We start from the raw sequence: 23,056 nt of genomic DNA, 5'->3' as shown, positions 1-23,056 counted from the left end.
ATGCATGCCCCGCGCGATCGTCCTCTACGAACTCCTGAAATACCTCCGGGAAACCGGCACCTATTTCTTGTTTGGAGTTTCTTGAATGAACATTTACGTTGGCAATCTTAGCTTTGAAGCAACTGAATCAGACATCGAAAACGCCTTCGGCGAATTCGGTGATGTCGCGTCTGTCAGCATCATCAAAGACCGTGACACCGGTCGTTCACGCGGATTCGCTTTTGTCGAAATGCGTGATGGCGGTGCGGGCCAAGAAGCCATCGCCGGCCTGAACGATCAACAAATCGCAGGCCGCCCGGTCACCGTCAACGAAGCACGCCCGCGGGAAAACCGCAACGGTGGTGGCGGACGCGGTCGCTGGTAACAGGTCTCGGATGCAACCGGCATCCGACAACGCCTGACGATTCACGTCGTCCGATGCGGCGACCGGTCAATGTTGATCGGTTGCCATGAATGATACAGCTTAAAAGGCCTCCCTTTCACAGCCGCCTGCATTTTCAAGTGCGGGCGACTGGCGAAGCGGTGGCCTTTTTTCCATGGACACACGCCGGCCTATCGTCCCATCTTAAGTGCTTGCGATGCCGGACGTTCGATCGACATCAACTTGGCGTCCAAGGCTTCGATGGCGTTTCGGATTATCGGATCGTCGCTTTGAATGAGGTTTTCATTTTCGTCGGAGTCAGACCGAAGGTCGTAAAATTCGTCACAACCTTCGTTCCACCGATCGCGGACAAGCTTGAACTGTGGCGTTCGGTAACCACGCAAGGACGCCTGTGCGTAGTTGATCATGTCGTATTCGGAATAAAACCCTTGATCCCAATCGTCGGGTGTGTTGCCGGTCAACAGCGGCGAAAGATCGCGACCGGGCAAACCATCGGCGAACGCTTCATCGCCTGCGACGGAGCACAGTGTTGGGAACCAATCCAAGTGAGTCGCGGTGGCGTCGACCACGGTCGAAGGCTCGACAATCCCTGGCCAACGGACAATTGCGGGCACACGAAGCGAAAGGTCATAAAGGTTCGGTCGGTACTTTGGTGAAATCACACGAACCCCATGATGCGTGTCGCCCGGCGGCTTCTGCTTGGTCGCCCAGATCCCGTTGCCTTTGTGCCAGATCCCGTTGTGGCCCATGTTGTAACCGTGGTCCGACGTGAAGATAACGACGGTTTTGTCGCGCAACTGATGGTCGTCAATCACTTTCAACAGCCGCCCCAGGTTTCGATCCACGCCCGTCGTGCTGGCCAAGTATTCTTTCATCTTCTTGCGGATCGCTTTCCTATCCAAACCTGGTTCATCTGGAATGGTCGGATCCATTTCTTGGTACGGTTCCCAGTCCTCCGGTGCGACCGGCAACCAAGGTCCGTGGGGCGCGCGGGTGGATAGACACAAGAAGAACGTTTGGTCGACGTTCTGATGAATGAACTCGATCGCATGGTCGGTCAAGATGTCAGTCGTCAGACCTTTGAACTGCCGCAGCTTTCCCTCGATTTCCAGTTCCGGATCTCTCGGCTTGGTCCCGCCGCCGGTCAATCCCATGAAGGTGTCGAAACCGTGAGCAGTCGGGTGCTTTGATCGATCGTTACTGTCGGTCCAGTCACCAAGATGCCACTTGCCGATCAGCCCCGTTCGATAACCGCGAGACTGAAACATTTCTGCCAGAGTCGTCGTCGTATCGGGATCCAAGAAGACCGCGTGGTCGGGGTCATACAGCTTGTGACCGGGCTGAGGAATAAAGTCCGCGATCCCCAAATCGCTTGCGTAGCGACCGGCCATCAATGTGGCTCGTGCGGGACTGCAGACCGGGGTGGTGCAAAAGAAATTGCGAAACACCGCACCTTCGCTGGCAAGCCGGTCCAGATGTGGCGTCGATGGAATCGGAACACCGGAAAATTGTCCCGAACGCACGGCAGTCGCAAACGCCCAAGGTGCTTGGTCATCTGTCAGCACCATCACGACGTTGGGTGGATTTGCCGACACGCAATTCGCACGGATCATAGGTACGGCCGTCCACAGCGCGACCATGATCAGATGTACCAAGACCGTTTTGGCATCGTCCGCGGTTTTTCGTTTCAACATTGATTGGTTGCGAATCAGGGCACGCTTTTGAAGGGTCGATCCCGGTCATCTTAACCGCCGAAGCCGGGCCACAGGTGCGTCGCGGCGGCGCGCGGGACCGTTGCAAACAACGTTTTGTGTTGACACTTGCCACTGCCGGAAACATGCCCGATGCTTGCCATGGCGGTATCTTTCGTTCAAACGGACATTGCAGTCGAATGTTCGCATCGATCGCCGTCTGAAGCGGTGGTTCATTGCAAGTTCATGTCGATCAAACGCTCGAATTCATAGAGACCTCACACGATGGCATCATCTGAAACACGGAACCCCGTCGATCTGCCCGTCCTGTCCGCGATTGCTAATCGCTGGAGTCCGTATCGGTTTGCGGATCAGGCGGTGGAAGACGAGAAGATTCGGCGTGTGCTGGAAGCCGCACGTTGGGCGGCCAGCAGTTTCAACGACCAACCGTGGTACTTCATAGTCGCCCGACGTCGTGACGAACCTGAATTCCAGACGATGCTGGAATGCTTGATGGAAGCCAATCAAGCGTGGGCCAGTCGTGCCGGCGTGTTGATGCTGACCTGCATCCGGACCACGTTCCAGTACAACGGCAAGCCCAACCGCGTCGCGTTACACGACCTTGGCCAAGCGGCCGGATACCTGGCACTTCAGGCGACCGAGATGGGACTGCAGGTTCACCAAATGGCGGGCATCAATTTATCGGTGGTCCGCCAGAAGTACGAACTGCCCGAGGGCGTCGAACCGCAAACGGCCATCGCGATCGGCTATCCCGACACCTCCGCGCCGGCCGACGAACAAAACCAACAGTGGGCCGATCGCGAAAACGGGGCTCGCAAACGCAACCCGCTGTCGGCGCAAGTCTTCACCGGAAAATTCGGTCAGTCTTCGCCGTTTGTCGATTGATCCAGATCGCTGGAACCCGATTCAACTGGCGGCGGATCGCTGGTAGCGGTCGGGGCAGTCTGAAATGCTGATTCGGCACTCGGGATGGTTTTGCTTCTTGTCGCCCACCACAGCAAGGCAACGCCGATCGCCGACAACGCTGCACCGGTGATCAACCATGATGCCGGCAAGTGCGATTGATCTTCGAAGCCTTCGCCCAAAAACGTCAGCTTGTCTTCATAGCGTGCCGCCAGTTCCAACAATCCGTTGTGAACGAAGTGCATCAGCATGCCGGGAATGACGCTGCCGGTGCGGTAGGCGATCCATCCCAGGATCAGTCCCAGCAAGGTCGAGGGAACAAAACGTTCCAGCAACAATGCGTTGCCCGTCAAAACGTGAAAAGCACCGAACAGAACCGCGGTAACGATGATCGTCTTGGCAGGTGACATGAATTTGGCAAAGGCCGAAAACAGGAACCCGCGAAAGCACAGTTCTTCGATCACCGCCGGTGTCATGGCAAGCGTTGCCAACAGAAGCACCGGAGACACCTGTTTCCAGGCTTCCAGCACTTTTTCGGTTTGCGCGATTTTGCTTTCGGTCAACCCTTTGATTCCGACCGCGTCGGCCAAGACGAACGCTTCGTGGGCAAACACCCAGGCCCCCAAGCCCAAAATGATCGCGCCAAGTGCGGCGGTCCATGGAAAGGTTCGCAATCGGAACGACGGGACCAGCTTCAGCCGGTTGAACCAAGCCACCAGCAACGGAACGCCGCCAAAGGTGACCGCCAACGCGACCGCATTCAGCACCAATCGCGACGACATTTGAAACGAATCGCCGGCGCTGTCCAGGAAGCGGATCAAACCATTGGACACCACGAAATAGATCGGCACCAATAGCGCCAGCACGGTTGCGGCGACCTGTAACGTGGGCGTTTCCCGAGACTTGGCTGGTCGCAGAAAGATGCTGCCGATCGACTGGCCGCTGGTGCGTGACACCGCGTCAGATCCGAACAACTTGGCCGCCACGGCGATCGCTGCCGCGGCATAAGCCAACGTGCTGGCGATCGTCGCGCCGGCGGCGACGGGTGTCATGTCACCGGCCAACACGTCACGGGTCAACAGGACAATGTTCAACAGGGGTGCGATCGCCAGCGGCCCGCTTAATTCGATGCCGGGCAGCAACGAAACCATTGCCGGTGCCAAAGACAATAGCATGATCGGAATCAGGTACGCCTGAGCCTCCTTGAACGATCGGGCAAAGCTTGTCAGTGACAACAACAGGGCCGAAAAGAAACAACTGAACAGCACCAACAGTGCCAAGATCTGCAACACCGTGACGGGCCCGATCGAATGATCATCGCCGGTCAACAGCGGCAACAGACCGCCGGCCCACAGCGTGGTGAACATCGCCGTCAAGTTGGCGATCGCCGTTAAGAGTGCGACCGTCACCACCGCGATGTACTTGGCCATCAAAACGGCGCTGCGTGGGACCGGTGACGCCATCAGTGCTTCCATGGTCCCGCGTTCGCGTTCACCGGCGGTCAAGTCGATCGCCGGATAGACCGCTCCGGTGATGGTCATCAGCACCAAGACCAACGGAACGACGGTGCCCAGCATGGACGTCGATTTGTCTTCGCCCATCATGCCGATTTCCACGTCGACGGGCTGACGGTACCGAGGTCCGGCGGCAAAACGATCAGCGAATCGTTCGGCCATTCGCAGTTTGAACCACTGGATTCGTTCGACCAAGATGCGGCGGGCCGATCGCCCGACCGCGTCGCCGTTGTACGAGGTCACTTTGACGGATGGTTGCTGGTCGGGGCCGCCCATGGTGACTTCGGCCGCCACGTCGACCGCGCGGGATTCCAGCGCGGTCAGGGGGCTGATGTCGGTCAGCAAGATTTCAAACTCGGCGACACGATCCCCGTTGGCCTTCAGAATTTCGTCCGGCGGCATCGCGTCGGGGCTGTTGATCCAGATGTCCAACAAGTCGGCTTCGTCGACCGTTGCCACGCCGATCTTGTACGCGGTCTCGGTGGCCTCAGAATTGTTCAGCAGAAAACGATGCAGGGCCATACTGAGCAGCGGATAGACCAACAGCGGCATGAAGACCAACGTGATGATCGTGCGCCGATCGCGCAGGGTTTCCCGTAGCTCTTTACGGCATAGTCGAAACAGACGGCTGGCGTTCAACGAATCGGCGTCCTTCGTAAGTCCACGTGCGGGCGATCCCGGGATCGGTGCAGAAATCCCGAGCCGGACTTGGTCGTGAGGTTAGTGGGATTCCAGAAGGTCGATGAAGATGTCGGCCAGATTCGACTTTCCGGTCCGCTGAAGCAATTCGTCCAGCGTTCCCAAGTGTTCCAACTGGCCCCGGTGCAGCAGACCGAAACGGTCACACAATCGTTCCGCTTCGTCCAGTCGGTGAGTGCAAACGACGACCGCTTTGCCCATCGTTCGCAGTTCTTGGATGTAATGGAAAATCGTCTGAACGCCGACGACGTCCAGACCTCGGGTCGGCTCATCCAACAACATCACCGGCGGATCGTGGATCAGCCCTCGGACCAGAGTGACCCGTTGCCGCTGGCCGGTGCTGAGTTCCCCGGCACGCCGGTCCAGCAGGGACGTGATGTCCATCAGTTCGGCCAATTCGTCACATCGACGCCGGGCGGCGTCCGGCGCGACGCCGTATAGATCGGCAAAGTACAACAACATTTCGCGGACGGTCAGCCATGGGTACACGCCGTCGCTGGCCGAAACGAACCCCAACCGTGATTTGACCGTGATCGGGTCTTCGCTGGTCCGTGCCCCGTCGACTTCCGCGTACCCCGCGTCGGGTTCCAGCAAGCCCAGCACCATCCGCATCGTGGTGGTTTTTCCGGCACCGTTGGGGCCCAACAGCCCGAAAACTTCGCCCGGATGGACTTGGAAACTGATGTCGTCCACGGCCGTCAGCACACCGGACGGCAATTCAAAGGTCTTCGTCAGCGATTCGATCGATAGCACTGCGAAGCCTTTTTTCGCAAACGGGGGATCACAACAGCCACATGATGCTATGCAGCCAAGTGACAATCCGTTCGCGCTTCGGCGTCGAACGATGCCAAAGTTTACAGGTTCACCCAGCCCGGACGCGATGGGCGAGAACCGCGACGCCGATGGGCTTCGACCAGACCTGGCATCCACAACAATTGCTGGACCACCGCGACCAACGAAGGCGGATCGATCGGCTTGAACAAACAGCGGGTGACCGGCAGCGATTCGATCTGTTTTTCCAGCCCCGCCCATTGAGATTCGGCCAACAGAACGGCGGGGACTTTTTCGTACTCTTCGCGTCCCCGGATCACAGCCAACGTGTCCAAAACCGCCGCGGCGTCATCGCCGACGTCAAAGACGAACAGGTCTTGCGGCCCCATGTCCATCGCCGCAACCGCCATGTCATTGTTGCGGCCACACACGCATTTCCAACCTTCGGCATCCAATACTCCCGCCAATGCCAACAGAGACAGCGGGCTTGGGTCGATCACGGTGATCGATGCGGAACGCGATTCGGTGCGGTCGGCTTGCGCGGAAATGGGGGTGCGGCGCATGGGACGAAGACTCGGCAGGGAAATACTGAACGCAAAAACGGCGGCGGGTGGGAACGACGGGCGTCGGCGAATCCATCCAGACGTCTGAATCGTGATCCTGAACGGGCGCGACCGCCGAACCGTATCGGGTCAGCGGGTCGACAGGATTCACGCCTTGACAGGATTCATGGGCCGAAAGGGCTGTCGGCCATGGCCGGTTTCAGCCGCATCGGCTGGAAATCGGCCAGCGGGCGAACATTGCCGGTCGCCGGCGATCGGTCCGTGCCCTCATTCCTGCCCAACTCGTTCCCGACCAAGTGTTGCTCATCGCTCGCGTCCGCGTCGAGATCGCTGGCACAAAGTCGTCCGATGATCTGGCGTCGGGCCGGGCTGTAGGGGTCCGCGTCGTGAAACGTCGCCTGTGAAACCGCGGGCGGCGTCGGGTGGGACTGGCCGGCTGGCGCCGGGGGCGATGATTTCTGCGTCACGCCAAGCGTCGGTGCCGTTTCGGACGGAGTCACCGGCGGGATCGAATCGGCCTGACGGCCTGCGGTCAGGCTGCCGCAACCGGCAATCGCCAGCAAGCCGACTGCGATCACAACGCCATCGCAGATCCGGTTCAGGATCCCACGGCGTCGAATCGTCAGGACAGGCGTTTTCGTCATGTCCCTTAAGATCGGCACCACCGGAACCAGGACTATGATCCGACCCCGCCGGGCGAAACATCTGGAACGACCGCCATATGCCGAACGATCCCGACATGCGGAACGACCGCAACAAGCCGAACGACCGTCGGATGCGGAACAAATGGGAAAGCCGTGCTAGACGGTAAAGCTTGCCAAACGCCCGAATGCCGCCCGGTCCGTGACACGGGTGGGCAATTCATCCAGATTTCGGGCTCGCGGAATCGACAAAAAAACCATCGACCCCGCGATTTCCGCGGCCAATCGATCTTGCCCTGGAATCGGGCGATTGACACAATCCGCCGAAGTTCATTTAGCCGTCGCCCATCAGGACCAAAGCGACGGTCGAAAGCGACGCGGCATCGCCGTGGGCATTGATCGATTTAAGATGGACTGAAATCGATCCGCTCGCGGCCGCGGCGACAACCATCGCTGGTGAACCCACATTCTCGCAAACATTACGCAAGGAGAAGCGGACGTGCGATCAATCGTCAAACTGGCCATCGTCTTGACCCTCACGGCAGCCCTGGCTTCGGTGACCACCGTCGCATCGGCTCAGGACTCCGGCCACCGCATCGCAGTCGTCGATGTGGCCAAGATTTTCAAAGAACACGAAGCCATCAAGGCTCAGGTGGCTGCCGTCGAATCAAAGCTGAAAAGCTACGACGAACAGTTCAAAGCAAAACGCGAAGAACTGCAAAAGGAAGTCGAAAAGCTGAAGACCTTCAGCCCCGGCACTCCGGCTTACACGCAGCAGGAAGAAAAAGTCGCTTCGATGGAATCGAAGCTGCGTCTGGAAATGGCCCGTACCCGCAAGGAACTGGCCGACGCCGAAGCCAAAATCTACTTTGACAACTACCAGCAAATTGCTGCCGCCGTTGCGGACGTTGCCAAGTACAACAAGATCAACTTGGTGCTGCGTTACAACAGCGAAGACATGGACAAGGCCAAAGGCGACTCGGTTGTCCGTGGCGTCATGAAGAACATCGTCTATCACGATTCGTCGATGGACATGACCGCCGCGATCATGAAGATCTTGAGCCAACGCATCGCTCAGGGCAACGCCGGCACGTCCGCCCGCTGATCCCGATTCACACCAGCGATGAACTGACATCACCTGTGGTTCGGGCCAGCGATGGACCGGACCGCTCGTGTGTCAAACCGATCGTTTGATTCTGAACACCTGCCGGCAAGGAGGCCGGGCATGGACGGTTCACGCAACCCAACGACCGCGTCGGGAAAACCGACCGGACGGAATCAACACACCATCGCCAGCCCGTGCTCTGTCCGCGGTCGTGGTTATTGGTCCGGACAAGACGTCCACCTGACGATCAGCCCCGCACCGGCCAACACCGGCGTGCGGTTGGTCCGCAGCGATCTGGCCGATCAGCCTTCTTTGCTGGCGACGACCGACCGCAGCGACGCGATCAGTTTTCGAACACTGCTGCGTGACGGCGATGCATCCTTCGCCATGGTGGAACATCTGATGGCCGCTTTGGCCGGTCTGGAAATCGACAACTGTGTCGTCGAAATCGACGGCGAAGAAATGCCCGGCCTGGACGGCAGCAGCCTGGCGTTTGTCGAAGCCCTGCAATCGGCCGGCCTGGTGATCCAAGCCGACTCGCGCATGCAATTGGTGATCCACCAACCGCTGCGTCTGAGACACAACGATGGTTGGATCGAAGCCACGCCGTCGATCGCCGGCGAAACCTATTTCGAATACCAGTTGAACTATGGCGACGACTCGCCGGTTCCCGCGGGTGATTTCGGCATCGAAATGACGCCCGCTCGATTCGTCCGCCAGGTCGCGCCGGCACGCACGTTTGTCACCAAAGAACAAGCCGATGCGCTGCACGCGTCGGGCGTTGCCAGCCACGTCACCCACCACGACCTGCTGGTGTTCGACGACGACGGGCCGATCGACAATCCGCTTCGTTATCGCAACGAATGCAGCCGACACAAAACACTGGACATGATCGGCGACTTGGCTTTGGTGCCTTGTGACCTGATCGGACGATTCATTTCCCACCGTGGCGGACACATTCTGAACGGAATGCTGGCCAAGCGACTGAGCGAAATGCTGACGCAACAACGAACCGGCGAACAAACCCAGCGAAAAGTGGCCTGACCCCTTTTTTGCGCACTGCGGCAAGGTTTGTGAAAACTGAACTTGCTCGGACGCACGCTGATCGCCTACTTCATGACAAATTCAACACAACCCAACCGACGCCCGGAGACGACATGGGTGCCCAGATAGAAAAAACCGCCGCGGTGGACCCAAGAGCCGAACTGGGCCCGAACGTTCGAATCGGACACTTCTGTGTCGTCGGTCCCGATGTCAAAATCGGTGAAGGCACGGTGATCGAGGATCATGTGACGATTAAGGGTCACACCAGCATCGGTCGTGACAATCACATCTTTGCCGGATGCGTGATCGGGACTCATCCCCAAGATAAAAGCTATCGCGGCACCAACACCCGCGTGGAAATCGGCGACGGGAACACTTTCCGCGAACTGTGCACGGTCAACCGCGCCAGTGAAAAGGAAGACGGCGTCACCCGCGTCGGCGACAGCAACTATTTCATGACCCAATCGCACATCGCCCATGATTGCAAATTGGGTGATCGCATTGTCGCGGCCAACAATTGCATGATCGGCGGCCACGTGCACATCGGCAATGATGTGACGATCGCCGGCGGTGTGGGCATCCACCACTTTGTTTCGGTGGGACAGCTTAGCTTCATCGGTGCGATGAGCACGGTGCTGCACGATGTGCCGCCGTACATGATCGTCGAAGGCGCCAATGCACGTCCGCGTTGCGTGAACGTCGTCGGTCTGAAGCGAAACGATTATCCCCAAGACGACATCAACGTCTTGAACCAAGCTTTTCGATTGCTTTACCGCGCCCGCATCGGCGTTGATGCGGCCCGCGATGAACTGCTTAGCATCGGTCCGATTCGGCCCGTGCTGAGACACCTGTTTGATCATCTGGAACACACCGGTGGCGGACGTCATGGACGTGGCCGCGACCGAAGGAAAGCCGCATGAACAAGTTACGTATCGCTGTCGTCGGTGCCGGTCACCTGGGACGAATCCACGCCAAGTTGCTGGGCCAAGTCGACGACGCGGAACTGGTCGCCGTGTGCGACCCGTTCGAATCGGCACGCCAGGTTGCCGCCGAATCGCTCGGCGTACGCACCTGTGCCGATCCCTCGGAAATCGTCGACCAGATCGACGCGGCCGTGATCGCCGCCCCGACCGATTTGCACTGCGACATCGCCAAGTCGCTGCTGAAGGCCGGAAAACACTTGTTTGTCGAAAAACCGCTGGCTTCCGACAGCAGCGATGCCCAGCGTCTGGCCATGCTGGCCGCCGCACGACGGTTGACCCTGCAAGTCGGTCACGTCGAACGATTCAACCCCGCCTTCACCTCCCTGGGTGACCTGGCACGCGACGTGAAGTACGTCGAGGCGGTCCGTGCGTCCAGCTTTCCCGGCCGTTGCCTGGATGTCGGCGTCGTGATGGACTTGATGATCCACGACCTGGATCTGGTGCTTTCGATGACCGATGCACCGGTCACGTCGGTTTCATCCAGCGGGCTTTCGGTCATCAGCGATCATGAAGACGTCGCTGAAACGCGGATCGAGTTCGCATGCGGCATGGTCGCCAACCTGAAAGCGTCGCGAATCAGCCCGACCCCCGCACGATCAATGCAGATCTTTGGGGCCAACGGTTTTGCCGACATTGATTTTGGTAAGCCATCCGTTTCGGTGGTTCGGCCGGCTGACAGCGTGGTCGATCGCACGTTCGACTTGAACGCCGAAACCGACAACCCGCTGCGATACAGCGGCGAACTGTTCCAAACCAAACTCCGGTGCGAGACTTTGGAACTGGAACCGCGCAACGCCATCCTGGATGAACTTCACGACTTTGTGATCAGCATCCGCAGCGGCAGTGCACCCGCCGTCGATGGTGCCGCCGGTGCTCGCGCGGTCGCGGTGGCCGATAAAGTCCTGCAATCGATTCAGCAACGCAGCTGGTACAGCGATGCGACCACCGCCGAACGTGGACCGCACGCACTGGTTCGGGAATCGATCCAAATGGCCAGTCGACGCGCGGCTCAAGACCGCCGCGCTGCCTGATCACAGCGTCACTTTCTGTCGGCGTCCGCTGTTTCGCAGCGACGCCGGACTGCCTTGACGACGCCGACAATCTCTTTCAAGCGTCGATCGGAGACTGGTCCAGTCGTGATTCCATCCGTCGCAGGATGTCGCGAATTTCGACCAGCGTTTGGCCGGCCGACGCATCGATGCCGGCATCCGGCGTCTGGACTGGTGCGGATTCTTGGATCGACACACGGTCACGCTGTTCCAGCACGGCGTCGCGAAAGTCACGTCCGTTTCGGATCCCGGTCAACTGCACCAGCGATCCCTGCGATGACTGGCCGGCGGTTTCGACGCTGAGCGCTTCGATGTCCAGCATCCGCATGATCGGCCCCTGAACCAATCCCAGATCAGTGATCCGATCCAGCGGCACGGTCTTTTCGGTACGCACCAAAATCCCCTTGCCGACCTTCAGCGACCTCTCGGTCAATTCACAAGAACAGCTTTTCAAGTAGCGATCGGTGACCAACAGCCCCAGCACAAACCACACGGGGATCAGCGGAATCAGGACGATCGTGCATAACATCACGATGGTCCCACTGAGCAGCCAGTACGACTTCACTTTGGGATTAAACTCGGCTTTCCACAGCACCTTGTCGTCGCTCATCGCTGGTTTCGTCTTTCCTATCGCGGGCCATTCATCAACCGGGTCGTCACTTGACACGGCGGTCGTGTTCGATGATTCGTAAGGCAAGCGTCAACCTTGGCAGACCGCCTTACGGTTTCCAGCCTTCGCTCCAGGATTTCGGATACAGCCGCTTGCCGTTGCGTTTGGCGTTGGACCGCGGGCGAGTATCCCAGCGTTTCGCATCGCCTTCGTTGACGATTTGGCGAATGTCGTCTTCGGGAACATCGTGCAACGCCGCCTGGGTTCGGATTTCCCGGTCGTAGACATCTTGCAGCGTTTTTTCCATCGCCACGCGAGCCGGTCCGATGATCAACAACGGCTTTTCGATGCTGGTGATGGCCGTCGATCGCATGTCCATGTAGATCCGTTTCCGGTCCGCTTCGGGCATGTTGACTTCGCGGTAATCCGGCGCGACCCAGACCACATCGTCATCATCGGCGGGTTCTTCTTCCGGTTCGTCCGGCACGGCGGCCACCTGGGGCGAGGGATCCCGCTGCAGCCACAGATAAACGCCCACGCCGGCCAACGCGACCACGAAGATGACACTGGCGACGATCGCGGCGACTTTGTTGCTGCCGCCGGAGGATTTCGACTTCTTACGTTTCTTCTTCGATTTCCCGCCGCCTTCGTTTTCATAGCCCGCCATTTTGGCGGCCAGATCGACCTTGGGCTCGGCCGCGGCGGCATCCTCGCCCGGGTTCCAGACCTTGCCACATTTGGAACACCGCACGCTGGCGATGTGTTCAGGCACGTTGGACGTCTTTCCGCACTTGGGGCAGGTGACCGAACGGATCATGGGGCTGGCGCGGGCAAAAGGGTGGGAATTCGAATCGATTTGCCCGCGTTTTTTAGCCGCAAGTTGGGGTCACTGTCGACTAGACAGCGCCGCGGCCAAACGGGCGACGATCGGCAACAGTTCTTGGTGAGACCGTCGCAAACGGTCCGCACGACTGGGCGACAGACCGTGTCGATCCAGGTCCTGCATCCCCGCGGACAGTTCATCCCAAGCTTCCAGCATGCGATCGGTCGTCGACTGCAATCGCTGCAGATCCTCGCCACGGCTCAGTTCGGCGTGCAATCGTTTGGACTGGTCGTACAGACGATCCGACGAACGATCCATCATCACGCGATACGATCCCGGTTGCATGTATCGTTCGTAACGATCGACGTCGGCACGCAAGTATTCGCTGCTCCCTTCCAATGCGGCGGCCAGTTCCACCAATTCACGCATGTCGATCGCTTGGGGACGCTCGTCGATCCCCAACGCCGCGCAAATCTGGACCAAGTCGCGACCGACGGCATCGACCAGTGCCGGAGGAATGGTTTGGACCGACACCAAATGACGCTGCAAGGGATCCCAGCTGCGTTGGATTTCGCCCACACATTCGACCAAGTCACCACGCGATGCACCGGAGCCGGCTTCTTGGACCAAGTGGTCACAACTGGCCGACAACGATCGCCCCAAGTCAAAGATCTGCAACTGTGTTTCTTTGGGCAGATGGAAAAGGCTGCCGAAGTTCAGTTGCCCCAACAACTGGTCGGCGCCACGATTCAAATGCTGGGCCAAGTGTTCGATGTCGACCGCCGGTGCTGGCGGCGTCATCCACAACAGGGCATAGGTGTCGGTGCCGCACTGGGCGATCCGGTCCAGCCGGGCTTGGACGTGCGGGTTATCAATCGTGGAACAGCGGGCGGCAAATTCACGGTACCGCATGCTGAACTCATTGAACTCCGTGACCGCTTGGTCGTAGGAAGCCCGGTCCAGTTCGCCGCTTTCGCGAATCACGATCTGGCGCAACTTGCGACATTCACTGGTCAGTCCCGCGGCACGCTGTGGTGATACGACCGCCAAACGCAAATCGTCTTCCAGCGACAACAGATGCGCCGACGCAGTGATCAGCACGTCGCGCAGGGCAACGCGATCAAATTGCGGTTGGACATGATGCATCTTGGCCATCGCCGAACACGCCCCGTCACAACGACGCAGCGGCTGGCGCACCGAATCGGGCAACCCGTTGATCGAACGCAATTCAAACGAAAGTGTTCGCCACCGCGCGTCAATCTCACAATACGGGTCATGAATCTGGTCCAAGGATGCCAGCCCGTCGCAACGTTCGATCAACGTCCGGCTGTCGGCGGCCAAGCGATACGCTTCGCCCAACTTGGGCCGCAACGCGGGAATGCGTCGTGACTCATCACGCATCGCATGGGCCATCTGGTCCGCCGACGATGCGAAATCGACCAACTGTCGGACGAATTGAGCCGCCTCCTGCGATTTCACGCTGATGCTGTTCCGTCCGCCGCGTCGCGGCTGCATCGGCTGGAGCGGGGAACTTCGACCGGTGGTTTGATTCGGCCCCGGTGCGGGCGATCCGTCGGGGCGGGTGGGGGAAATGCGTTGCGTGTTGGGGTTGGCGGGCCTGCCATCGGGTCCCGGGGGGAAGAAAGACGACGGCAGATCGACCGACCGGCCATCCGGACGCTGGTCGCGGCCCGGGGGTGGGGGCGTCGGTCGCTGTTGTTGTTGCTGGCGTTGCTGTTCGGCTTGGCGACGTTCTTCGGCTTCACGCTGGGCCTTGGCGGCACTGATCGAACGGAACAACTCATCCAGAAAACTGCCGTTCTGCGCCCGGGCGACATGCGTCATGCCACGGGGAACACCACAGGACAGCGAGAAACAGAAGACAAGGGCCAGCAAGAATCGTGGCGCGATGCGCATCAAAATCACCCAGCGGTTGGGACGTCCGGTCGAAAAGAAAAGATAGGTCAGCCAAACCCAACGCGGATTATAGACCTGTCGACGCGCACTGGCCGCCCAACTGCCACAAATCAATGCCCCGACTCAGCGTCGCGAAACATTGTGGGAAAGACTTCCTCGCAGGCTCCATCCGGTCCGCAACGCGTGCCGGGTGCGACGCGTTGCGGGAAAGTCGTGCGTTTCGGCGATCAAGCGTCGTTGTCGACTTCGACGATCCGAGCCGACGTGACCGGTTTGGTGCGATTGGTCGGCCGACTGTAGCCACTTTCGTAGTAGCCGTAGTAACCACCGCCCAGATCAAAGCTCTTTCCGGCCCCGAACGTGTTCAGCACACAACCGACCATGTTGCCGCCGGCATCGGTGACACGCTTCAAGCTGTTCATCACTTCGTCACGTCGGGCCGACGCCGCACGGATGACCAAGACCATGCCATCGATTCGCGGTGCGACGACCAGCGGATCGGAAACGGCCAGGACCGGCGGCAGGTCGAAGATGACCAGATCGAAACGTTCTTCCAGCTGTTGAGTCAACTCTTCCAGCTTCTCCGATTGCAACAACTCGGCCGGAGTCCGTGTCGAAGCACCGGCGGTGATCACCGAAACGCCTTCGGCCTCGGTCGGCTTGATCGCATCGTCCAGATCCATCGACCCGGTCAACAAATCGGTCAGGCCGCCTTCCGGCGCGACGCTGAAATATCGGTGCACGGTCGGACGACGAAGGTCACCGTCGACGACCAATACTGACAAGCCGACCTGTGAAAACGATGCCGCCAAGTTGGCCGTGATCGTCGATTTACCGTCGCCCTGCATCGAACTGGTGACGCCGATCGATCGCATGTCACGCGATTTGATTTTCGGCAGCAACATGGTTCGGCCCAGACGCAGCGCTTCGGCGTTGGGCGACAGTTCCCCGGCGATCAAACCGCGAACGCCACGTCGCATCGAATTCAGCTTTCCGACGCGGCCCAAGGACGGCAGCGAAACGGTCTCTTCCACTTCGGCGGCCGAGCGGAACCGTCCGTCACGCACGTCGTTGGCCACGGCCAGCGTCAGCCCGGCAAAGACGCCCAGCATCAGCCCTCCCAAACCACACAGCGGCAAACTGGGCCATGACTTGGCACCGATCCGCGGCGTTTCCAGCAATTCGTACAAGTACCCACGCAAACCGCTGGCGATGTCCACGTCACGCAGTTGTTGCACGACACCATCAAACAAGGCTTCGTTGCGTTCGACTTCCTTACGCAGCACCACGTCGGTCAATTCGTATTCGATCAGTTCGCGGGCATCCGTCTCCGCTTGGTTTGCAAGCGCGGTCAATTCCGATTTGCGTTCGGCGATGGTGGCCATATCGTGGTTCAGGAAACCGACATACGCCTTCAACAGTGATTCGGGGTTGACCGAATTTTCGCCAAACGGTGCTTCGGCCACCGTGTCTTCATTACTTTCATCGATGAACTTGCGAACCAAACGGATTTCGTCGTCGATGTCTTGCACGTCCGGATGGCTGGCACCGAACTTGGCCTGCAACCGTTGCTTTTCACTGTTCAGCTTCAACAGATACGCGAACCGCGTGCGTGCTTCTTCCGCCCGCACCGGCATCGTGGCTTTGAATTCCGCGGTGTTGGATGCACTGATTTGCAGCCCGGCGAACAGTCCCAAGCGTTCCAAGCTTTCGCTGTCGATCAGCGCCAACTTGTCCATACTTTCGGTCATCGAAAGCGTTTTGCCGTCCAAGTCTTCCAGTTCGTTCTCCACGCGCGCCAGGCGGGTCTTGATCGTGGATTCTTGGATCTGCAGATCGATCAATTCGTCCTGCAGTCGACGATACTTGTCCTGATAGACGTTGCTGCTGCCTTCGCCCTGGAACAACATCGGTGCCGTTTGGCGGTGTTCCAAGTATTTCTTTTCCGCGATGTGCAGTTCGCCTTCGACTTCGTTCTTGGCTTCGTTGATCTTCGCGGTTGCCAAATCCATCATGTCGCTGATCTGTTGATCCAGATAGCGGCTGTAGGTCTGCAGCACCGCGGTCAACAATCGCTGGGCGTCTTCCGGTTCGGTGTGGTTCAGACTGATCCGCAGTGTCCGCGCGGTTTTCGCACCGCCTTCGCCGCCTTTGACGACTTCCATGTGGTCGATCACGTAGTCGACCGCGTCTTCGGTTTCGATTTCCGGATCCAGGTGCTCGACAACCGAGGGCAACGTCATCAGCGAATTGCCGTCATCGTCTTTGGCCGCCATCGCTTCACCGACGATCTTGCGGCTCAGCAGCAGTTCGATGTGATTGGCCAGAATGTCTTCCTCGACCATCTCGTTGGACGACGAACTGGCCAAACCCGAGCTTTTTTCGTTGATCAACACGCGGGCGGTCGACTCGTACCACACGCGGGCTTGCAGGGCATAGGCGACGCCGGCGGCCAGACCGGCCAGGGTCAAAAAGGCGATCAGCCACCGCTGGCGAAACAGAATTTGCAGAACGTCCAGAGTGACCACATCCTCGGTCACCCGAGATTCTGACTTGGCGGGTGCCGAAGGTTTGGCGTTGTTTTCGGTCATACGAATCGATGGCCTTATGGGCAGATCAATGAAATCGACAAGTAGCCCTGTGCTGGATGCGAGTATAGCCAGCGTCCCGTAAATAGAAGGGGAAACGGCGAAATGGTACGAAAGATCAGGTCCTAATGGCGGTAACGAATACACCGATCGGCGCTTAACGGCAGCCAATTTGTCGCGGCGTCCCGGCGGTGGTGGCGTCAAAACCTGTCGCGGCTCGACCGGTTTTGCCAGACGAACCGGTCGATACGATTTGTCGTCGACGTGAAACCGCTTAGACTGACAAGTGCTCCTCTTACACCCTTGGCAGCCTTCGTGGTGGGATGAATGTCCCGCCGGACCGCTCAAAATCACCCATGCGGCACGTCGCCTGGCGATCCAAGGGGCCGATTCGACGACACCCTCGCTTGACGGCGTGTCGATCGCCGGGGGGATGCGACTCTCCGCAACCGCCGGGCTTTCGGAACTGTCGTCGACGCCAACCACATCCACCACCAACCTCATCCTGCGATCCATCGGGGAATCGATGTCACACCAATCCTCCCAAAAGGCTGATCACCACGGACCCCACTTCGATGACAATTCGGCCGAAGCGATTGCGGCTCGGCTGACCGAAAGTCTGTTGAAGGACCGTGAGGAACTGGAGGTCGACAAGATCTTTCGCGCCCTGGTCAAACTGGAAGGTTCCGACTTGCACCTGAAAGTCGGCCAGCCACCGATGGTGCGTGTCGGCGGTGAACTGAAACCGCTGAACCGCCCGCCCATCGAAGCGGAAGAAATGGTGCGGTTGTTGATCCCGATGATGGACCATCGGAATTTGAAGATCTTCGAAGAAGAAGGCGGCGCCGACTTTGCGTACCTGTGTCAGGTCGACGGCGTGAATTGGCGTTTCCGGGTGAACATGCTGAAATCCCTGGGCAACATCGGTTTGGTCGCCCGGCGGATCAATAACTTCATCCCCGATTTCCGCGGCCTGTTCTTGCCCGATTCGATTGAAAGTCTGTGCCACTTTGAACAAGGCATGATCTTGCTGGCCGGTGTGACGGGCAGCGGCAAGTCGACGACCATCGGTTCGATGCTGAACTACATCAACAGCATCTATCGCAAGCACATTCTGACGCTGGAAGACCCGATCGAATTCATCTTTACCGAAGACAAATCGCTGATTAACCAGCGTGAAATCGGGCAAGACGTCGTCGACTTTGGCGTCGGCATGAAGCACGCGGTGCGGGAAGACCCCGACATCATCCTGGTCGGGGAACTGCGGGATGAAGAAACCTTCATGACGGCCATCCACGCCGCCGAAACCGGTCACTTGGTGTTCGGAACGATTCACGCATCCAGTGCGTCGACCACCATCGGCCGGATCTTGGACTTGTTCCCCGAAGAAATGCACAACGCCATCCGCAGCGCGATCGCGTTCAACATGAAAGGCATCGTCGCACAGAAACTGCTGCGCAGCATCAAGCCGGGGGTCTCGCGGGTGCCGACGTGCGAAGTCATGACGTTCACCCCGATGATTCGGAAATTGGTCTTGGAAGGCCACGACAACAAACTGCCCGATGCCATCCGGATCGGTGCCGAAGACGGCATGCAGGACTTCACGATGTCGTTGAAGCAATTGATCGACGACGAATTGATTGATCGTCCCACCGCCTTTGCCGTCGCGCCGAACAAAGATTCGCTGAAAATGGCACTCAAGGGCATCGACGTCAAAGCGCCGGGGATCATCTGATTCCGATCGTTCCGTTTTTGCGGCAGCCGCCCAACTGCGGCCCCGCGACATTCCGGCCTTCGGGGGCAGTCAGCCCCGGGCCGTTGAATTAATCTAGGCGTCCTTGCCGCCATCACCATCTCTTTGACCATCTTCTCGCGATCCAACCCCGCATGGCACGAAAATCCGTCAAGCAGGAAGAACTGCAGCCCTGGCAAACCGTCCGGCCGGTCGAATTTTCGCCCCGTGGTCCGTCGTCCAGTGATTCCCAAGCCACCCTGGTCGCTGCAAGACAGGGCGCCGGTTTCGAAGTCATCGCCGGACAAATCGCACACGCGATCGCCAATCGTGCCAGCCAAGTGCTGTTGGACTTCTCGCAAACCGCCTGTGCGATCCGCTACCAGATCGACGGGGCCTGGGAATCCATGCCGCCGCTGGATCGCGAAACCGGCGATGCAATGCTGTACGCCTTGAAACAGCTTTGCTACATGAACCCGGCCGACCGCCGCAGTGCACAAAAGGGCGAATGCGACCTCAAGGCGAACAAGGAAAAATTCGACATCAGCGTACGTTCCCAAGGTGTCAAAACCGGCGAACGCGTCCTGGTCGTTGTCGCACCCAAAAAGATGCCGTTTGAAAAACTGGCCGACCTGGGCATGCGCGACAAGATGATCGAAGCCTTCAAGGAAGGACTGAATTCATCCAGTTCGATGATGGTCGTCAGTGCACCCAAATCCGAAGGCCTGACCACGACGTGGTGGGTCGCGCTGAACGAAGCGGACAAGTTCGTCCGTGACTTCCAAGCTTTGGAAGACAAAGAAAAGCCGGAACCGGAAATCATCAACGTCTCGGCCAACTTCTACGGCGGTGACACCGGGGAAACGGAAACCAGTCTGCTCAGCCGGCTGATCCTTCGTGAACCCGATGTCTTGCTGTTCCCCGAATTGCCGCAACCAGAGTCGTTGGAAAAGACGCTGGCACAGTGCGAGAAAGCCGAAAAGCAACTGATCACTCGCATGGTCGCCGGCAACGCGATCGAAGCCGTCGTTCGATTGCTGGCCAAGTATCCGGAACAGACCGCCGAAATCCTGAAGCACTTGCGTGGCGTGACCAGCCAAAAGCTGATCCGACGCCTGTGCGAAAACTGCAAAGTCGGTTTCGAACCGCCGCCGAAACTGTTGGCTCAACTGGGAATTCCCGCCGGCCGCGTGGCGTTGCTTTACCAACCGTTCGTTCCGCCACCGATCGAACAACAGGTCGACGAAAAAGGCCGACCGGCACCGATCGAACCCTGCCACGTGTGCAACGGTCGCGGCTACTTCGGACGCATCGCGGTGTTCGAATACTTGCAACCGGGACCGAAACTGCGCGACGCGTTCACCAAGACCCGCGACATCGCCAAGCTGTATGCGGTGGCGAAAGCCGAAGGCCACAAGAACATCCAAGCCGAAGCGGTGCTGACCGTCGCCCGTGGCCTGACCGGCCTGGACGAACTGAAACGCGCCTTTGCTAAGAAAGCTTAGCCGCCGCGGGGCCGTTAACGCCGCCAGTCGCTCCGCGATTGCAGCGTTAAGTTTTATCTTTCGCGGAGCAAGATCGGACAATGCTTCTTGACGTTGCCTACGCCAAAATGCGTTAGGCACTGTTTATCAATTCAAGACGAAGGCCAATGAAAACGGTAACCCGACGCGTCAGCGAGGGATTCTTGATGAATGAATAACTTCGGCCCCTCGCTGACGCTTCGGGTTACCACTTGATAAACAGTGCCTAGCATGCCCCTACGTGTGATGCATCGTCGGCCTGGTCTGCGATAGCCATTGACCTTGGGACGCGACCAAAGCGACCCGCGACAACCTTTTGCGCCCAGTCAATCTTCTTCCGGTGCAGCCAAGCCCTGCGTTGCCGACTGAACGACAAATTCATCGGGTTTCAACTCCAATAACGCCTTCTTGGTGAACTCGAAACTCTCGATCGATTCATTCAAAGTGTTCCAACGAAATTCGAAATCGTCGGTCACCTCATAAGGCCACTCCTTACCGGATGAATCGGTTTCTTTTTGCCGTTCGCTCCGCGTGATCTGCGTCGGAACATAGACGGCACCAATCTTCTGCCATTGAAAAACCGTTCGCTGCGAGACAAAGAAGTTGTCGTCTTCCTCGTAGCGGATTCGAATCACAACGGACTTCGGCATCATTGTTTGCGGTGAAAAAACCCACCGATACAAAATATCGCCTCCTGTCTCCAACGGTGTGGCGTGGTCAACCTGAATGTCACCGCTCTGTAAGTGCTGCGCCGACAGTGTAGCCCCAGAGGCTATCGCGGCGTCCCAGTATTCAATGCCGCCCGCGGAACCCGGGTTGGAATCGGGGAACCTGCGAAGCGAGAGACTTTCAAAGTTCGGCCACTGGAACCGCGGTAGCATTCTCTGCCAGGTTTCTCGCCCGACCTCTGCGACTTTCCCACGCAAAGCAACGAAATAATTGTTCTGGCCAGACGCCATCAAGGCACGAACAGATCGATTTGTATCGATCTGTTCATCATCAGAGCGTCGATCGATACGCGTCAACCAGACGCCCAATTGCTTCCCTTCCACGCCGTCACGAAGCAACCGAGCCCGCACTTCCATATGAGCTCCGACTCCGTTCAAGCCGAAGGAGTTGTGCTCATGCGAAATGGAAACATCAAAATTCTCGATGGCCCGATTGTTGCCCAGCAGACCTGTCAACAATGAACTGGCCAGCGTCTGCGATTCTTCGGACGTCAAAGTCTCGAAGGACTGCCCGTCGCAGGAGGTGGGCAGGGCAATAAAACAACCGAGAAAAACTAGCAGACGCATATTTCTTCTACCGCTGGTGGAAGTCATGATTCCCGACGCATCGTCACCAAACACAACCCAAACATTCCCCTAGTTCATCGATGATCAAGCACAGGCCATGATCTATGCCGATGTTCATTCAGCAAGCACGGATTGAAACGTTGAAACGGGCAGCAATGTGCGTTTCGTCGCCATTCGTCGATCGCCCCAATCGACCTGGATGCTCATCTGCGGTGTTGAAGATTCGTTGAACTGGGAAATCAGTTCTTCGGGAATCCGAATCCCCACTCGCGCAAACCCCTTGCCTGCCTGAGTCACCCTGGTCCGCAATTTCCGTCCCGCCAACGACGCCTCGATCGCAATAGGAGATGCCTCTTTGGGATCGCCTTTATCATGGGATTGCCGGTCCGCTGCATGGTTTAAAACAATAACGTGCGCGTCGAGTTTTCCATCCTCGTTGCGGACGATACGAAGGATTGACGGAACGATCGAGAGGGCACTCCGTCGGACCACCACACCGGACAGGCTCGCCGTTTGCTCAGACTCTGGATCCCGAAGCTGATAAGAAAGCTTGACGCCCTCGTCACCCATGTGCGCTTCATCAATCCTCAATACCAATTCTCCACGTTCCGTATCCAATGGGTCAATGGAAACGCTTACCGCGGGATCGCTTTGATCTTGTATCAGTTGAAGCTTATCATTCTGAATCGGTTCCGTCGCATAGAATGCGAAACGCCTTTCAAGCAACTTCGGATCACTATCATCGACAGAGTGTTCATAAAGTTGAACGAGAAAACGGTCATCCTCAAAACGCAATAACCCGTTGACGCGGCTAACGATTTCAAGCTTGACGATGGAATCGCCTGGTTTTTTAGAATCAAAAGAGACTGTTTGCCGCCAGATCGGTGCCTTTTGGTTGCGATCGACCGCAACTTTCAAAACAATCTCAATTTCTCCTCCTGCCGGCAGTCGAGTGTCCGACACAGCGACCTGCAGGCATCCGCAAGACGCCACAGGCTTGGACAAGGTGATTGGCGAGTTGCCGTCAGGATTACTCAGTTTCAAGACAACCGAACGATTCGAATTGATTTCAATTCCGTCCAGATTCACTTTCGCTTCGAAGAGATTGGGCTGAGTTTCTCGAAGCACGACAGGAATCGGGGATCGCGTTTCCGCTCCATGAACGGTCCGCGAGTTTCCAATGCAAAAGACGACCGAGACAG

At 58.2% G+C, this 23,056-nt stretch carries 19 protein-coding genes; 8 read left to right on the top strand and 11 right to left on the bottom strand.

Annotation, left to right across the window (positions count from 1 at the left end):
• Positions 1-85: 85 nt before the first annotated feature.
• Positions 86-364: an RNA-binding regulator gene (gene rbp, locus Mal65_RS10975; protein ID WP_145297193.1), complete on the top strand. Its 279-nt coding sequence runs from the start codon at positions 86-88 to the stop codon at positions 362-364.
• A gap of 188 nt (positions 365-552) precedes the next feature.
• On the opposite strand, the gene Mal65_RS10970 is transcribed toward rbp, so the two are convergent.
• Positions 553-2,022, bottom strand: a complete 1,470-nt coding sequence (locus Mal65_RS10970; protein WP_390621970.1) for a sulfatase-like hydrolase/transferase — start codon at positions 2,020-2,022, stop codon at positions 553-555.
• Between the two features lie 336 nt (positions 2,023-2,358).
• Between Mal65_RS10970 and Mal65_RS10965 the strand changes: the two genes are divergently transcribed.
• A complete protein-coding gene (locus tag Mal65_RS10965) occupies positions 2,359-2,979 on the top strand; it encodes a nitroreductase family protein (protein WP_145297187.1) in 621 nt (206 codons plus the stop codon).
• Here Mal65_RS10965 and Mal65_RS10960 read toward each other — a convergent pair.
• From Mal65_RS10960 to Mal65_RS10945, 4 genes are all read right to left on the bottom strand, one after another.
• Entirely contained in the window at positions 2,955-5,150 is a 2,196-nt protein-coding gene (locus tag Mal65_RS10960; RefSeq protein ID WP_145297183.1) for an ABC transporter permease subunit/CPBP intramembrane protease, read from the bottom strand. The two genes, Mal65_RS10965 and Mal65_RS10960, sit on opposite strands and share 25 nt — an antisense overlap.
• Positions 5,151-5,231: 81 nt before the next feature.
• Positions 5,232-5,963 (bottom strand): ATP-binding cassette domain-containing protein, encoded by a 732-nt coding sequence (locus tag Mal65_RS10955; protein ID WP_145297180.1) that lies wholly within the window; start codon positions 5,961-5,963, stop codon positions 5,232-5,234.
• A gap of 101 nt (positions 5,964-6,064) precedes the next feature.
• Positions 6,065-6,544 (bottom strand): response regulator, encoded by a 480-nt coding sequence (locus Mal65_RS10950; protein WP_145297177.1) that lies wholly within the window; start codon positions 6,542-6,544, stop codon positions 6,065-6,067.
• Between the two features lie 164 nt (positions 6,545-6,708).
• Positions 6,709-7,188 carry a hypothetical protein gene (locus Mal65_RS10945; RefSeq protein WP_145297175.1) on the bottom strand — a complete coding sequence of 160 codons (480 nt, stop codon included), beginning with the start codon at positions 7,186-7,188 and terminating at the stop codon, positions 6,709-6,711.
• 496 nt (positions 7,189-7,684) lie between these two features.
• On the opposite strand from Mal65_RS10945, the gene Mal65_RS10940 reads away from it, so the two are divergent.
• From Mal65_RS10940 to Mal65_RS10925, 4 genes are all read left to right on the top strand, one after another.
• Positions 7,685-8,290: an OmpH/Skp family outer membrane protein gene (locus Mal65_RS10940; protein ID WP_196784755.1), complete on the top strand. Its 606-nt coding sequence runs from the start codon at positions 7,685-7,687 to the stop codon at positions 8,288-8,290.
• Between the two features lie 120 nt (positions 8,291-8,410).
• On the top strand, positions 8,411-9,334 hold the full coding sequence (locus tag Mal65_RS10935; RefSeq protein ID WP_145297169.1) for a UDP-3-O-acyl-N-acetylglucosamine deacetylase: 924 nt from the start codon (positions 8,411-8,413) through the stop codon (positions 9,332-9,334).
• Between the two features lie 113 nt (positions 9,335-9,447).
• Positions 9,448-10,254: an acyl-ACP--UDP-N-acetylglucosamine O-acyltransferase gene (lpxA, locus tag Mal65_RS10930; RefSeq protein ID WP_145297166.1), complete on the top strand. Its 807-nt coding sequence runs from the start codon at positions 9,448-9,450 to the stop codon at positions 10,252-10,254.
• The gene (locus tag Mal65_RS10925; protein WP_145297163.1) at positions 10,251-11,348 is read left to right on the top strand and encodes a Gfo/Idh/MocA family oxidoreductase; all 1,098 of its coding nucleotides are present in this window, start codon (positions 10,251-10,253) and stop codon (positions 11,346-11,348) included. The genes lpxA and Mal65_RS10925 overlap by 4 nt, the downstream gene beginning before the upstream one ends.
• Before the next feature lie 76 nt (positions 11,349-11,424).
• Here Mal65_RS10925 and Mal65_RS10920 read toward each other — a convergent pair whose 3' ends face one another.
• The 4 genes from Mal65_RS10920 to Mal65_RS10905 all read right to left on the bottom strand — a co-directional run bounded on the left by Mal65_RS10920 (position 11,425) and on the right by Mal65_RS10905 (position 17,307).
• Entirely contained in the window at positions 11,425-11,976 is a 552-nt protein-coding gene (locus tag Mal65_RS10920) for a PH domain-containing protein (RefSeq protein WP_145297160.1), read from the bottom strand.
• Positions 11,977-12,085: 109 nt separating this feature from the next.
• The gene (locus Mal65_RS10915; protein WP_165701201.1) at positions 12,086-12,793 is read right to left on the bottom strand and encodes a zinc ribbon domain-containing protein; all 708 of its coding nucleotides are present in this window, start codon (positions 12,791-12,793) and stop codon (positions 12,086-12,088) included.
• A 69-nt stretch (positions 12,794-12,862) separates the two neighbouring features.
• Positions 12,863-14,830 (bottom strand): hypothetical protein, encoded by a 1,968-nt coding sequence (locus Mal65_RS10910; protein WP_165701200.1) that lies wholly within the window; start codon positions 14,828-14,830, stop codon positions 12,863-12,865.
• 113 nt (positions 14,831-14,943) lie between these two features.
• The gene (locus tag Mal65_RS10905; RefSeq protein WP_145297152.1) at positions 14,944-17,307 is read right to left on the bottom strand and encodes a polysaccharide biosynthesis tyrosine autokinase; all 2,364 of its coding nucleotides are present in this window, start codon (positions 17,305-17,307) and stop codon (positions 14,944-14,946) included.
• 523 nt (positions 17,308-17,830) lie between these two features.
• On the opposite strand from Mal65_RS10905, the gene Mal65_RS10900 reads away from it, so the two are divergent.
• Positions 17,831-19,039: a type IV pilus twitching motility protein PilT gene (locus Mal65_RS10900; RefSeq protein WP_145304839.1), complete on the top strand. Its 1,209-nt coding sequence runs from the start codon at positions 17,831-17,833 to the stop codon at positions 19,037-19,039.
• Positions 19,040-19,191: 152 nt separating this feature from the next.
• The gene (locus Mal65_RS10895) at positions 19,192-20,541 is read left to right on the top strand and encodes an ATPase, T2SS/T4P/T4SS family (protein ID WP_145297148.1); all 1,350 of its coding nucleotides are present in this window, start codon (positions 19,192-19,194) and stop codon (positions 20,539-20,541) included.
• A 344-nt stretch (positions 20,542-20,885) separates the two neighbouring features.
• Here Mal65_RS10895 and Mal65_RS10890 read toward each other — a convergent pair whose 3' ends face one another.
• Positions 20,886-21,881 (bottom strand): hypothetical protein, encoded by a 996-nt coding sequence (locus tag Mal65_RS10890; protein ID WP_145297145.1) that lies wholly within the window; start codon positions 21,879-21,881, stop codon positions 20,886-20,888.
• Between the two features lie 87 nt (positions 21,882-21,968).
• The gene (locus Mal65_RS10885; protein ID WP_165701199.1) at positions 21,969-22,982 is read right to left on the bottom strand and encodes a DUF1573 domain-containing protein; all 1,014 of its coding nucleotides are present in this window, start codon (positions 22,980-22,982) and stop codon (positions 21,969-21,971) included.
• Between the last annotated feature and the right edge of the window lie 74 nt (positions 22,983-23,056).

Source organism: Crateriforma conspicua, assembly GCF_007752935.1.
GTDB lineage: Bacteria > Planctomycetota > Planctomycetia > Pirellulales > Pirellulaceae > Crateriforma > Crateriforma conspicua.
Note: the sequence above shows the minus strand (reverse complement) of the source record. Positions and strands in the feature narration are given on the sequence as shown.

Coding starts and splice junctions, on each gene's coding strand:
- Mal65_RS10935 (WP_145297169.1), top strand. CDS start 8,411: ATGGACGGTTCACGCAACCCAACGACCGCGTCGGGAAAACCGACCGGA.
- Mal65_RS10915 (WP_165701201.1), bottom strand. CDS start 12,793: ATGATCCGTTCGGTCACCTGCCCCAAGTGCGGAAAGACGTCCAACGTG.
- Mal65_RS10965 (WP_145297187.1), top strand. CDS start 2,359: ATGGCATCATCTGAAACACGGAACCCCGTCGATCTGCCCGTCCTGTCC.
- Mal65_RS10920 (WP_145297160.1), bottom strand. CDS start 11,976: ATGAGCGACGACAAGGTGCTGTGGAAAGCCGAGTTTAATCCCAAAGTG.
- Mal65_RS10950 (WP_145297177.1), bottom strand. CDS start 6,544: ATGCGCCGCACCCCCATTTCCGCGCAAGCCGACCGCACCGAATCGCGT.
- Mal65_RS10890 (WP_145297145.1), bottom strand. CDS start 21,881: ATGACTTCCACCAGCGGTAGAAGAAATATGCGTCTGCTAGTTTTTCTC.
- Mal65_RS10970 (WP_390621970.1), bottom strand. CDS start 2,022: ATGGTCGCGCTGTGGACGGCCGTACCTATGATCCGTGCGAATTGCGTG.
- Mal65_RS10900 (WP_145304839.1), top strand. CDS start 17,831: ATGTCACACCAATCCTCCCAAAAGGCTGATCACCACGGACCCCACTTC.
- lpxA (WP_145297166.1), top strand. CDS start 9,448: ATGGGTGCCCAGATAGAAAAAACCGCCGCGGTGGACCCAAGAGCCGAA.
- rbp (WP_145297193.1), top strand. CDS start 86: ATGAACATTTACGTTGGCAATCTTAGCTTTGAAGCAACTGAATCAGAC.
- Mal65_RS10925 (WP_145297163.1), top strand. CDS start 10,251: ATGAACAAGTTACGTATCGCTGTCGTCGGTGCCGGTCACCTGGGACGA.
- Mal65_RS10895 (WP_145297148.1), top strand. CDS start 19,192: ATGGCACGAAAATCCGTCAAGCAGGAAGAACTGCAGCCCTGGCAAACC.
- Mal65_RS10945 (WP_145297175.1), bottom strand. CDS start 7,188: ATGACGAAAACGCCTGTCCTGACGATTCGACGCCGTGGGATCCTGAAC.
- Mal65_RS10905 (WP_145297152.1), bottom strand. CDS start 17,307: ATGACCGAAAACAACGCCAAACCTTCGGCACCCGCCAAGTCAGAATCT.